Raw genomic sequence first — 12,931 nt, forward strand, 5'->3', positions numbered from 1 at the left:
CGGTAAAGCGAACCGCTGGTAATACAACCCGATATTTCTGCTATGGGAAGGGGGGCGAGCGTAGCAGAGGCAGTAAATAACTCAAAGAAAACGCCGCTCAGGTTACAAACCGGGGCAGCGTTGTTGTGTCTATTGGCGTCGGGTATCAAGCAAAGCACGGATATGCACCGGACCAACAGGCATGCCTGAAAATCATTCTTTTTTGCTGTCTGAGTTTAACGTAATAACCCGCAGCCGCAGCGCGTTAGCAATAACGCTGACTGACGACAATGACATCGCTGCCGCGGCAATAATCGGTGATAACAATATCCCAACAAAGGGATACAGCACGCCGGCTGCAATGGGTATGCCTGCTGCGTTATAGAAAAAGGCAAAAAACAAATTCTGGCGGATATTGCGCATGGTCGCCAAAGATAAAGCCCGGGCTTCAACTATGCCCATCAAGTTACCCCTTAGCAAGGTGATACCTGCACTCTCGATGGCGACATCGGTGCCGGTTCCCATTGCTACGCCAACATCAGCGGTTGCCAGCGCCGGTGCATCATTCACGCCATCGCCGGCCATTAACACTATCCGCCCTTCGTCTTTCAGGCGTTGAATAATCTTGCCTTTATCTTCAGGCAGCACTTCCGCTTCAACCTCGTCGATATGAAGTTTACGGGCCACCGCTTCTGCTGAAGTACGGTTATCACCCGTTAGCATCACCACCCGGATCCCGTCCTTTTGCAGCGCCGAAATAGCGGCCGCAGTGGTTGTTTTAATGGGGTCCGCAATGGCCAGCACACCAGCCACTTTGCCCTCTACCGCGGCGAAAATAACCGTTGCGCCGTCCATCCGTAGCTGCTCAGCTTCATCATCAAAGCCAGTGGTATCGACGTTTTCCGCCTGCATCAACAAACGGTTACCCAGCAATACCCGCTGGCCATCAATGCTGCCGCTAACCCCTTTACCATTGGGGGAATCAAAGTTTGCTGCGTCTGGCGGTGTCAGATTTAACTCTTTTGCTTTTTCCAGGATCGCCTGAGCCAACGGGTGCTCACTGTGTTTTTCGAGCCCAGCGGCTAACAGCATTAAACTCTGTTCGGTAAAGCCTTCGACGGGCACCAGTTTAGTTAACTGGGGCTTTCCTTCGGTCAGGGTGCCGGTCTTATCCACTACCACAGTGTCGACCTTTTCCAACCGCTCCAGCGCTTCGGCATCGCGGATCAGCACCCCACTTTGCGCCCCCCGCCCGATACCCACCATAATTGACATTGGCGTGGCTAAACCCAAGGCACAAGGACAGGCAATAATCAGCACACTGACCGCGGCGATAAGGCCATAGGTCAGCGCAGGTGCTGGCCCCAGCAGCGACCAGGTAACAAAGGCAATCAGGGCAATAACGATAACAACAGGCACGAACCATCCCGCTACTTTATCGGCCAGCCCCTGAATAGGCGCACGACTGCGCTGAGCACTGGCGACCATCTGGACAATCCGGGATAACATGGTATCGCGGCCCACTTTATCGGCGCGCATAATAAAGCTGCCTTGCTGGTTAATGCTGCCACCAATTACCAAAGCCCCCACTTCTTTTTTGACTGCCAGTGGCTCGCCGGTGACCATAGATTCATCGACATTTGAGCGGCCCTCAAGCACCTCGCCATCTAACGGTATTTTGTCGCCTGGGCGCACTCTGAGCCGATCCCCAACCTTTACCTGCTCCAGGGCGACGTCAGTTTCAGCCCCTTGCTCATCTAATCTGCGCGCGCTGGCCGGAGAGAGCCCGAGCAGGGCTTTAATCGCGCCCGAGGTTTTCTCTCTGGCTCGCAGCTCCAACACTTGCCCCAGCAACACCAGCACCACGATGACAGCGGCTGCTTCGAAATACACCGCCACTAAACCGTCTGCCAGACGAAAAGTAGCGGGGAACACCTGAGGTGCCAGGGTCGCTACCAAACTATAAATCAGCGATACACCGGTACCGACAGCAATTAAGGTAAACATATTCAGGTTGCGACTAACGACCGATTTCCAACCCCTGACAAAGAAAGGCCAGCCACACCAAAGCACAACGGGAGTGGCCAGCGCCAGCTGGATCCAATTAGAAAGCTGCGGCGAGACAATATGGTCAAGGCCAATTAAATGGCCGCCCATTTCCAGCATAAATACCGGCAGGGTTAACACCAGGCCAATCCAGAAACGGCGGGTCATATCCTGCAGCTCTGCAGAGGGCCCGTCTTGCAGGGTGACTTCTTCTGGCTCCAGCGCCATACCACAGATTGGGCAGTCACCGGGGCTCTGCTGCCGTACTTCCGGGTGCATCGGACAAGTGTAAGTTGTGCCTGCAGGCATTGGCTCCGCTGGCTTATTCTCTGGGTTCAGGAATTGATCAGGGTTTGCCTCGAACTTTGTCTGACAGCGTACTGAGCAAAAATACCATCTGGTCCCGCGAAGTTCGCTATGATACTTCGCGCTCTGCGTTTCAACTGACATACCGCACACAGGATCCTTTGCAGTCTCGTTGCGTTGTTCAGCGTCCCGTTTATAGTCCTGTTGCTCTTCTGTCATGGTGATCTCCCTTTTTTCTGTCGGCATAACCCTAAACAGCATCAATCAAATAGAGAATAGCTTAGTAACTGAGGTCAGGGGTGTGTTTAGCATCTCGTCGCAGATTGCCAGAAGAATTCATCATAGTAGTTACTTTCGGCTCAGTGACTCTACCTTGCGAACACTTTTTGATCTGTTCGCTTGCCGACATAGAGAAGTAAACTGATCAATGTTTGCTATCGCACAGAGGTGTGAGCCTTTAATGGCTATCGTCAAGCACCCCCCACTTAGCACAGCATAGCTGCCGCGACCCTTGTCCTGCCGGCTCGCTTATTTAAAGGAGGTTATTCAGAATTTAACCCACGCACGTTGTTGCGGAGGCAGTTATAAGAGCCGGCAACCGCTGTTATTATTCACCCTGTAACGTAATAACCAAGGTTCTGCTACCGGCATGGTTGCGGTGCTCGCACAAATATATGCCCTGCCAGGTGCTCAGATTCAGGCTACCGCCGGTGATGGGAATGGTTACACTGCTGCCAAGCAAGCTACTTTTCAGGTGCGCTGGCATATCATCACTGCCCTCACAGGTGTGGATATAATAAGGCTCGTTTTCAGGTACTGCTCTGTTAAAAAACTGCTCAAAATCCTGGCGGACGGTCGGGTCCGCATTTTCATTGATGGTTAACGATGCAGAGCTGTGCTTAATAAAAACGTGGCAAATACCAACAGAAAAGTCATTCAGCTCGGGTAATTGACGGAGTATTTCATTAGTTATCAAGTGAAAGCCGCGCGCTCTTGCCTTTAATGACAACTCTTTTTGCAACCACATCGTGTTTCCTCTTATTTTTAACGATAAGTGCTTACCACAACATCAGCACGATATAAGGACAATATCAGCACAAACGCCGCCAGTATTGTTAAATAACAAAAACGGTAATGTTATGGTTTTTTCTGTTGCTGAAGCAAGCGCAAAATGGGAATTCAGCCGGTCAAGCGCTACACTATAGCAATATTTTGTTTTAACGGATGATATTATGCGTATTGCTTTAATGTTGATTTTCCTGATTTTTATGCCTTCGGTTGCGTTCACAGCTGAACATCAGCATAGCTATATCGGTAACCATGGTATGGTTTTATTTGCAGCAGATGATATTCTGCTGGCGTCACATTTACCGCTATATCAGCCTCCGCATAATTATCAATTAATTTATCAACTGACATTACCAGCCAAAGCGCAGCAGGCAGTGCTCGATTATTTGGGCACAGAGAAACAGCTGACGTTGCTGCCAGAGCAATTTGACTTACAAAAGCTGATAAACGGTGAGAATTTTACTGCCCGGGCGGCAGTGTATTATGACCACTTTGAGCGCAACGGCCGGGTCTGGTTTGAGGATATTCCGGTAAGGTTTGCCCGCCAGCTTTACAAGCGGCCGATAAATCAGCCCGGCAGTGCTACCGAAGCGCGCTATGACGTCGTTAAAATTAACCAGAGCTACTTTTTAATTCACCAGATCGCTGCCAAGCCAAGTTACGACCAGATCCTGCGAACTGAGCAAGCACCTCCACAGCCGTTAGTTTTAAAGGCACCAGCGGACATAACAGCCATACAGCAACTTAATGCTATGGGCATTCAGGCCACCGAGGTGTATCTGGACACCGCAGATTTTCAATAGCGGTTAGCTGCTTATCACTCTTACTGCATAAAAAGTAAATAGGCTGCAGCGAGCAGAGCCCGTTGCTGCTCGCTACCATCATCAACGGTTGCAATGGTATGGCCTGACAGACTTACCACGCGCTGACCTTCAATCCGTAACAGTGGTGAACCTTTTTGACGAAAAACAACGCCGTGCTCTACCTCCGCTAACAGCTGCCCTTGCAGATTTAACAGTTTGTTGTCTTCAATAGCGGCAATAGCTTGTCCCTGATGGTTCAGGATTTGTAGGCCGGATAATGACAGCAAAAGCTGCCCCTGCAGGTTTTTCAGCTCGGTCATACCGTCACTCCTGAACTATTCATTAGTTGTATAAATGCTATTCAATATTGTCTGTAATCATACTGCAATCTGTCGTTATTAAACTCGTCTCACTTTGTATTTAGACAGTAAAGTTCAGTGAAAACGACTCATTTAAACCAACAAACTAATATAGATTCACTATTTACTCAACTGGAACAATTGTGTCTGGCTGAATATGACATTCAAGTCTCTGCTAATAAAATGCGCGATGATCCGCAGTATCGCCAGTTGGTGGTGCTGGAGCTAAGCCAGCTACAGGACGCAAAGCTGAGCACACTGTTGCAGGCTATTGACTCTGCACTTAAACCAACGACGTCACCAACCCAGGCCCCAGCAACAAAGCAAGTAACACAACCGGCTAAGAACCGTTGGCTTATTGCGGCAGGTGTTCTTGCCCTGACATTGGTTGGTGCCGGCAGTTGGTTCTATACCAGCCAGCCAACAATTAAAACGGCTAATGCAGAGCCGACGGTTAAAACATCACCGGTAACGGCATCAGCATCAGTTTCTGTGCAACCTGCTGCAGAGCCGGCAATTCGCCAACTACCCGCTGAGCTGGTGCTGCGGGTTCATGGTTCCAACACCGTAGGTGAGAAGCTTGCTCCTGCTTTACTGGAAGCATTTTTTAACAGTCAACAAGCAACTGAACTTTCCTGGCAACAACAGGGGTCAGCGGTCGAAAACTTGCTAAATTTATCATTAGCTGCGAAACCGGTAGCCGTGCAGCTGCATGCTCATGGTTCCAGTACGGCATTTAAAGATTTAGCGACTGCTAAAGCTGATGTCGGCATGTCATCACGCCGCATCACGGCAGATGAAGTTCGCAAATTGCAACCGGCGCTGGGCGACCTGAGTAAAATTGGTAATGAACATATCGTGGCGATGGATGGCTTAGCCATAATCGTTAACCAGAACAATTCGTTAAAAGCGATTTCTACTGAGACCCTGGCAAAGATATTTTCGGGTGAAATAAATCGCTGGTCACAACTTGGCGGTGTCGATCAACCGATTGTCGTGTTGGCCAGGGATGATCAGTCAGGCACTTACGACACGTTTAAAACATTGGTGCTGCAAAAACATGGCAAAACATTAAGTGAGCAGGCACAACGCTTTGAGTCCAGTTCAGAGCTATCTGTCAGTGTTTCGCAGAATGAAGCCGCAATTGGCTTTATCGGGCTTAATTACATTTCTTACAACAAAGCGTTGGCGATTTCAGAGGGCGCTGACAGTATGCCCATCTATCCGACCCGCTTTACCGTAAGCACCGAAGATTACGCATTATCCCGCCGCCTTTATTTATACACGCCCACTGCAGCCTCTCAGTTGGCAAAAGACTTTGCCCAATTTGCAATTTCTGATGAGGGACAGCAATTGGTCGAGCAAACCGGTCTTATTTCACAAAACATTCGGGTTGAGCAGGTTTTTCCTGCCGAGGGTGTACCTGCAAGTTATAACAACTATGCGCGTCAGGGCCAGCGTCTGTCACTCAACTTCCGCTTTAACTACGGCGAAAATGAACTGGATAACAAAGGGAAGCGTGATTTGGAACGGTTGATCCGCTTTATGGAGAATAACCGGGGCCGCCGTCTGGTACTTATGGGTTTCTCAGATGCGGTTGGCGCGGTTGCTAAAAACGCTGAACTTGCACTTCGTCGTGCAAAAGCAGTAGAGCGGGAGCTGAATGCCAGAGGGATAGCGGTTGTCGCCGTAGAGAGTTACGGTGAACTACTGCCGGTTGCAAATAATGACACGGACGCCGGGCGTGAACGTAACCGCCGGGTAGAAGTCTGGGTGCTGTAAGCACCTTTAATTACAGGAGAGCGAGCAATGTACCGCATTTTAACTGACGTTAATAACCTGCAGCACGTGTTCAGTGCATTCAGCGCTAACGAAGCGTTGATAGTAAAGTACAATATTCAACGCGTATTTGTGCAGTTAAAAATTCCGTCAGCGGCGCTACTGGCGCAAATGCATTCTGAAGGTCTTAGCCTTAGTGCGTTTGAGGAAACTAAAACGTCAGATACAGAGTTACAGCACAGCTCTGACAGCGTATTGCGCGCTCACCTTGCAACCTTATTTCTGGTAGAAAAACAGCTATTTGCGGCAATGTCTATGTTGACGTTATCGCAACAGGTTGAGGTTCGGGACTTGCTGGAGACGCTAAGTGAACACCTGCGTTTACCGTCAGAAACCTTATTACAACGGATGGCAGAAGAAGGTCTTACCCTGGAAAAACTGGGTGTTGTGGCTAAACCAGCCGATAAACTGGGACAGATCAGAGCGAAGTTACAAGCAGCTGCAGTAACTGAAGCAACTGAAGCAACTGAAGCAAAACATAAATCAGTGGCAGAAATTAAAGAGCGCCTTGCTGCGCTGCATATCAGTAGCCGCTCGCCACAGCAAAATGAAAGCCACGAGGATAAGAATATTATTCATCTGAAAACAATTCAGGAACGAGTGTCAGGCAGTCGCTAGTTTGACTGGCTTTTTATGATCAGTGCCAAACTGGTTGGCTCAACTAAAAAAGTCGCAAACCTCATGCATAAATATTTCTAATGCTTTTGCTGTAATTTATCTCGTCTATCTTACACAGAACTGTCACCTTCAGCTTGTATTCTTATCCGCAGTTAAAACAAACCTGGTGGGACTTAAAATGAAATTAGCAATTGTAACTGCAGTAGCGACTCTGGCCCTGGTATCGATGAACAGCGAAGCAAGTGTCAATACCTATACTTATTCGAATACCGAATATTGCCAACTGGCTACCGGCGATGCAACTGAGATGACGTTAGCTGCCTACAGTCGTAAACTGGGTTTTACGCCTACTCAGGCAGAATGTCGTGCGTTACTGCAGCCGGTTAAAGCTGCGGTATCAGTGTCAGAGGAAGATATTGCCAGACAGCAATTGTTACGCTTCCAGCGCGGCTCGGTTATTCGTTTAAACCGGACCCTGGAGCAAAAACTGGTGGCGTTGCCAGCAGATGAGCGGATGTCAGTATTAAAAAATTTATTTAACTGAGTTTAAAACCGCTAACCTTAAATGGTTTTAGAAAAAACAGCGCCCAGATGGCGCTGTTTTTGTCAGGCTTACTCTTTACTTTCCGCCAGCCGCGCCTTTGCAATATCAGCCAGCATGGCATCAAGCTTGTCTCTGCCCAGCCACTGACCACGCACCATTACACCGGCAGGCTGATACAGCACGCTCAAATCGTCCAATGGATTACCGTCAACCAACAATAAATCAGCGCGCTGCCCCGCTTGTACCTGGCCAAACTGATCTTTGTCAGCAAAATACTCACCAACCAGCACGGTGCCACTGCGCAAAATGTCATAGTTGCTGATGCCTGCCTCAGTCATCTTTGGTATTTCCCGGCGCAGTGACAAGCCCGGCACGCTGAATAATTGCGGAGCATCGGTACCCAGTAAAATAGTGACCCCGGCCCGGTTTAACTCCCCCAGCAACAGCTTGCGGTTTTGGGCATGTATTGCCGCCGTTTCACCCGTGTAATAAGCCCCGCTGCCAGCCTGCAAGTATCGCTGCCAGCCAGCAATTACCCGGGCCGGCATATATTTCAGCTCATCATAAGCCTGCAACTTTGTTACATCAGCCGCACCAATGATGGTTTGCCATAAAGCTTCTGTAGGTACCACTGCCACCTTATGTTCTTTAGTAAGCGCTACCAGAGGTGCCATATCCTCAGCCGATAACGCTTTGTCAAAACCACCCAGCGCAGCCATATACCCATCAAGATGATCGATAGTGCGACTGCCAAGCAAAATCGCCTGCTCAATACCAACCGCCTCTGGCACATGGCCGGCAAAATTAATATTTTGTTTACGGGCTTCGTCAGCGATGGCCTGATAATGCTCCAGGCTTAAACCCGGATGAATTTTCAGCAGGTCCCAGCCCTCCGCTTTATGCTGTTGCACCCGCTCACGTGCCTGCTCTGTCGAAGTAACGGTACGCTGATTAAAACTGGGGCCCGCCAGGTACAAGGTCGGGCCCAGCCGCCTGCCACTGGCAATATCATCTTTTAAACGTAACTGCTGGTCATGGCCAAGCATGCCGCGCACTGTGGTTACCCCACCTGCCAGATAAAGGGTAAGAACATCATTGAGATATCGCTCTGGCATACCACTGAAATCGACCAGCGGCGGCACATGACCATGCATCTCGGCCAGACCGGGCAGTAAAAACCGGCCCTGGCCATCAATCCGCGTTGCCCCGTCCGGGATTGCAACCTCAGACGCTGAACCGACGGCGATAATCCGGTCACCCTTTACCACTACCCTTTGATTACGAAGTACCCGTTGCTCAGGCGAGTCATCAGCGGCAGGCATCGGCAGCACATGCACCTGGTCAAATACCGTTGCTCCCGGTGCATCAGCCCGAACTGGCAGCACAAACAGTAAGCTGAATAAGCCCGCTTTAACAATAATTCTGCTGATTGTCATAATGATGTTTCCCATGAAATAAAAAGTTAACTTTACTGAACAGGTATTTACCGTCTACTAATAGGGCTATACTACAGTACGTTTAGTCGTCACTGAAGATATGTATGGCAAAGCCAAATGATCCATCACAGTTTACCGCTTCACTGCGACAACTGGCTGAGCAGCAGCTGCGTAGCGGTACTGCACAGTTAAGTACGGCTTTTAACGCCAGTGCAGATGCTTTGGCTGTACTTTATCGGCTAAGTAGTGCGGGTAATACGGCCAGTGACGGCTTAAAATTATTGCATGAATTACAAGTTCATCAGATAGAACTGGATTTACAGCTGGAGCAATTACAGCAGAACGAACATAACGTTAACCACGAATTTGCCTGTTACCAACAGTTCTTTGATATAAACCCTGCAGCTTGTTTTATACTCGGTACCGACGGCATCATAACGAAAAACAATGATGCCGCGGGGCGCCTGTTTGCGTTCCTGACAGACGCCAGGCCAGAGCAGCCTTGCCGGCCGCTTACTGGCCGCTCATTCCTATCACTGCTTAGTGCATCTTGCCGCCCTTTATTTGTCGCCGCCCTTGCCAGAGCCCAGCGTAATCAGCAACGCGCGACCTTACTGGTAACAACGGCGTCGGCCAACCAAAGCGAAAATACTAAGGCCAGTGAAGACAGCCTGCGCCTGACCATCAGTCTGAGCCCCGATCATAAAGCTATTCTTATCATGCTGACGTGAGTACTGCTTTGAACCCTGCCACTGCAATAACCACTGTTCCTGCAATTGTCGGCATCGGAGCCTCAGCCGGCGGCCTGGAGGCGCTGGACCAATTTTTGTTACACACGCCGCCAGACAGCGGTCTGGCCTGGATCATCGTTCAGCACCTGGATCCGACTAAAAAAGCCATGCTACCGGAATTACTGCAGCGGGCAACCAGCATGAAAGTGCAACAAGTAACTGATGGCATGACTGTTTGTGCCAACCAGGTATACGTCATTGCCCCCAATACCGAGCTCAGACTGAACAATGGCAGATTGCAGCTCACGAAACCGACAGAGCAAAGAGGCATGCGCCTGCCGGTGAATATTTTGTTTAATTCACTGGCTGCCGCACTAGGCGAAAATGCGATTGGGGTTATTTTATCGGGGATGGGAAACGACGGTACCCTTGGAATGCAGGCAATTAAAGCAGCAGGTGGCCTGGCTGCCGCGCAGCAACCGGCATCGGCACAATTCAGTTCAATGCCAGAATCTGCTATCGCTAGTGGCGGTGTTGATATTATTGCCGGGCCTGCTGAGCTGCCTGCGCATATTCTGTCTTTCCGGGCGCATTTATCCATGCCTAATCACACGCCCGACCAGCAACCGAGCGAACCCGCCAGCTCATCGGACACATCGACGAGTGCATTGCAGCAAATTATCAGCCTGTTACAAAGCCATAGCCGGCATGATTTCTCCTTATACAAAACCAGCACTCTGCAGCGACGGATTGAAAGACGTATCGGCATTCACGGGCTTGACTCGATGCAGCAGTATGCAGATTTTCTCCGGGTTAACCCGCAGGAAAATGACTTACTGTTTAAAGAATTGCTGATTGGCGTTACTGAGTTCTTTCGTGACGCTGAAGTGTGGGATTATATGGCGAACACGGCCTTACCCGCACTACTGGCGCAGCAAAAAGAGTCGACCTCGCTGCGGGCCTGGAGTATTGGTTGCTCTACCGGTGAAGAGGCCTACTCGTTAGCCATGACGTTTTGTCAGTTGCAACAGCATCAGCCTGAATTTCAAAAATTCAGCTTAAAAATTTTCGCCTCTGATCTCAGCCCTGATGCCATCGCTAAAGCGCGGCGTGGCCAGTATCCATTAGTAATTAGTGAGCAACTAAGCGCTGAGCAGCTAAATCAGTTTTTTATCCGGCATGACAATTACTTTCAGGTGAAACAACAAATCCGCGATATGGTGTTGTTTGCCCAGCACGATGTTATTCTGAACCCGCCGTTTACCCGGCAAAATTTAATTGTCTGTCGTAACCTGCTGATCTACTTTGATGCCAGATTGCAGCGAACGCTAATGCCATTGCTGCACTACAGCCTTAGTCAAAATGGTGTTTTGCTACTGGGCAGTTCAGAAACTATTGGCAGATTTGATGAGTTATTTGCAACAATGCAGCCAAAGCTGCGGTTTTATCAGCGCATAGATCCCATCGCAAACAAAAATCGCAATTCAGCAGTAACCTCGTTCCCCCCACTATCACGGTTAGCCAAGGAGCACCCGGTGACGACGAACAAAACTCCTTCCCCATATAGCGACAGCCTGCAAACTGCAGCCGATCAGGTGCTGTTGCAGGTTTACGCACCCGCCGCTGTGGTAGTGAACGGTGACGGTGATATTATTTATATCAGCGGCCGCACCGGAAAATATCTTGAGCCGGCCGCCGGCAAAGCCAACTGGAATTTTCATGCGATGGTGCGTGACGGCCTGCGGGCACCGCTTGCCATGGCCTTACAGCAAGTCAGATCGAACAAAACAGAAAATAAAGCTGAGCCACTACAATTACATCGCTTGCCGTTGCAAAGTGGCGATGATAGCCAGCAGGTTGATGTCACCGTGCAGCTTTTACACGAACCTGCGGCGTTAAACGGTATGACAATGGTTGTGTTTCGTGATGTGGTGCTGAGCAATCCGCATACGCCTGCTGCTGGCATTGATATGTCGTTGGCGGCAGTTCAACAACAGTACCTCGCTGAAATTCAGAGCTTACGGGAAGAAACCCGCAGCTCAAGAGAAGAGCTGCAATCGAGCAACGAAGAATTACAATCAACCAACGAAGAACTACAGTCAACTAACGAAGAGTTAACCACCTCCAAAGAAGAAATGCAGTCGATGAATGAAGAGCTGCAAACCATTAACACTGAATTACAGACCAAACTGGACGACCTGGCCCTCGCTCAAAGCGATCTGCAAAACACCCTGAACAGCGTTGAAATCGCCATTTTATTTTTAGATCAACAATTGAATGTCCGCCGCTATACCGATCGCGCAGCGAATATCATTAACCTGCGGGAGAGCGATTTAGGCCGGCCATTAAGCGACCTGACCAGCAGCCTGCTGTACCCTAATCTGCATGACGATGCACTCGACACTCTACGGACATTGAAATTCTGTGAGAAACAGATACCTACGAATGACGAGCGCTGGTTCTCAGTGCGGATAATGCCTTACCGAACCCTGGATAATATGATTGATGGTGTCGTTATTACCCTGGTGGATATCAGCGCCACCAAAGAACTCGAGGCGGCGCTGCGTGAAAAGTCAAAGCATTAGCTTACCGGGTTCTCATCCAACACATCAGGTGGCATAGGTAGAATTGACGCCATCTCAGTCTCCCTCTGTTGAGTTTAAGCCGGTTGATGATTATTTTAACTGCTGCTTCAGTAAGTTAACCACTGGTTGAAATTCCGCTTTATTTTTATCATTCAGCGCAATCAATGCTTCGTGTGCCCGTAAAATCATCCGGCCCTGTTGCTGCTCGCTATATGACTGAGTGGCAATATCTGTCGTATTTTCAGGCAATGTGCCCCCAGGTAGATTATCCGGGGGTACAGTGGTCGGCTGCTGGATAATCTGAAATGCCTGGTCCAGACACAAGCCAAACAGCAGTTCGTTTATTTCACTTTGGGTGGAAAAAAGAGTGGGTTTTGGCAGTTGCTGCTGCTGACAGTATCGTGCCAGACCGGCCAGCAAGCCAACATAAGTGCTGTCGATAAAGGTTGCCTGATTTAAATCGATAACCACCTGAGCACACTCTATCCGGGTGCTGAACAAGCGTTCAATTAAATCATCCATGCCCGTTGCGTTGGTATACCGCAGCTCACCGCATAATTTGAAATAACAGCAATTATTTATGCTGGCAAACAGGACCTGTTCTTGCTCACTCATCA

At 49.4% G+C, this 12,931-nt stretch carries 11 protein-coding genes; 6 read left to right on the forward strand and 5 right to left on the reverse strand.

Annotated features, from left to right (window positions below; genetic code table 11):
• Window positions 1-192 precede the first annotated feature (192 nt).
• Window positions 193-2,550 carry a heavy metal translocating P-type ATPase gene (locus CRO03_RS07865; RefSeq protein WP_097111074.1) on the reverse strand — a complete coding sequence of 786 codons (2,358 nt, stop codon included), beginning with the start codon at window positions 2,548-2,550 and terminating at the stop codon, window positions 193-195.
• A 388-nt stretch (window positions 2,551-2,938) separates the two neighbouring features.
• Window positions 2,939-3,358, reverse strand: coding sequence for a secondary thiamine-phosphate synthase enzyme YjbQ (locus CRO03_RS07870; RefSeq protein WP_097111075.1), 420 nt, complete (start codon window positions 3,356-3,358; stop codon window positions 2,939-2,941).
• 205 nt (window positions 3,359-3,563) lie between these two features.
• Here CRO03_RS07870 and CRO03_RS07875 point away from each other — a divergent pair, with 205 nt between their 5' ends.
• Window positions 3,564-4,202: a hypothetical protein gene (locus CRO03_RS07875; RefSeq protein WP_097111076.1), complete on the forward strand. Its 639-nt coding sequence runs from the start codon at window positions 3,564-3,566 to the stop codon at window positions 4,200-4,202.
• A gap of 20 nt (window positions 4,203-4,222) precedes the next feature.
• Here the strand turns inward: CRO03_RS07875 and CRO03_RS07880 are convergent, their stop codons facing one another.
• The gene (locus CRO03_RS07880; RefSeq protein ID WP_097111077.1) at window positions 4,223-4,522 is read right to left on the reverse strand and encodes a 5-fold beta-flower protein; all 300 of its coding nucleotides are present in this window, start codon (window positions 4,520-4,522) and stop codon (window positions 4,223-4,225) included.
• A 117-nt stretch (window positions 4,523-4,639) separates the two neighbouring features.
• Here CRO03_RS07880 and CRO03_RS07885 point away from each other — a divergent pair, with 117 nt between their 5' ends.
• From CRO03_RS07885 to CRO03_RS07895, 3 genes are all read left to right on the forward strand, one after another.
• Window positions 4,640-6,343, forward strand: a complete 1,704-nt coding sequence (locus CRO03_RS07885; RefSeq protein WP_212682385.1) for a phosphate ABC transporter substrate-binding/OmpA family protein — start codon at window positions 4,640-4,642, stop codon at window positions 6,341-6,343.
• 27 nt (window positions 6,344-6,370) lie between these two features.
• On the forward strand, window positions 6,371-7,018 hold the full coding sequence (locus CRO03_RS07890; RefSeq protein ID WP_097111079.1) for a hypothetical protein: 648 nt from the start codon (window positions 6,371-6,373) through the stop codon (window positions 7,016-7,018).
• Between the two features lie 178 nt (window positions 7,019-7,196).
• Complete coding sequence (locus CRO03_RS07895) at window positions 7,197-7,562, forward strand: hypothetical protein (protein ID WP_097111080.1); 366 nt, start codon at window positions 7,197-7,199, stop codon at window positions 7,560-7,562.
• 68 nt (window positions 7,563-7,630) lie between these two features.
• On the opposite strand, the gene CRO03_RS07900 is transcribed toward CRO03_RS07895, so the two are convergent.
• Window positions 7,631-8,998, reverse strand: a complete 1,368-nt coding sequence (locus tag CRO03_RS07900) for an amidohydrolase family protein (protein ID WP_245861528.1) — start codon at window positions 8,996-8,998, stop codon at window positions 7,631-7,633.
• 104 nt (window positions 8,999-9,102) lie between these two features.
• Between CRO03_RS07900 and CRO03_RS07905 the strand changes: the two genes are divergently transcribed.
• Window positions 9,103-9,729 (forward strand): PAS domain-containing protein, encoded by a 627-nt coding sequence (locus CRO03_RS07905; RefSeq protein WP_097111081.1) that lies wholly within the window; start codon window positions 9,103-9,105, stop codon window positions 9,727-9,729.
• A gap of 8 nt (window positions 9,730-9,737) precedes the next feature.
• Complete coding sequence (locus tag CRO03_RS07910; protein WP_245861530.1) at window positions 9,738-12,314, forward strand: chemotaxis protein CheB; 2,577 nt, start codon at window positions 9,738-9,740, stop codon at window positions 12,312-12,314.
• 90 nt (window positions 12,315-12,404) lie between these two features.
• Here CRO03_RS07910 and CRO03_RS07915 read toward each other — a convergent pair whose 3' ends face one another.
• Entirely contained in the window at window positions 12,405-12,929 is a 525-nt protein-coding gene (locus CRO03_RS07915; RefSeq protein ID WP_097111082.1) for an STAS domain-containing protein, read from the reverse strand.
• Window positions 12,930-12,931 lie beyond the last annotated feature (2 nt).

The sequence above is a fragment of the Arsukibacterium tuosuense genome, assembly GCF_900215315.1.
Lineage (GTDB): Bacteria > Pseudomonadota > Gammaproteobacteria > Enterobacterales > Alteromonadaceae > Alishewanella > Alishewanella tuosuense.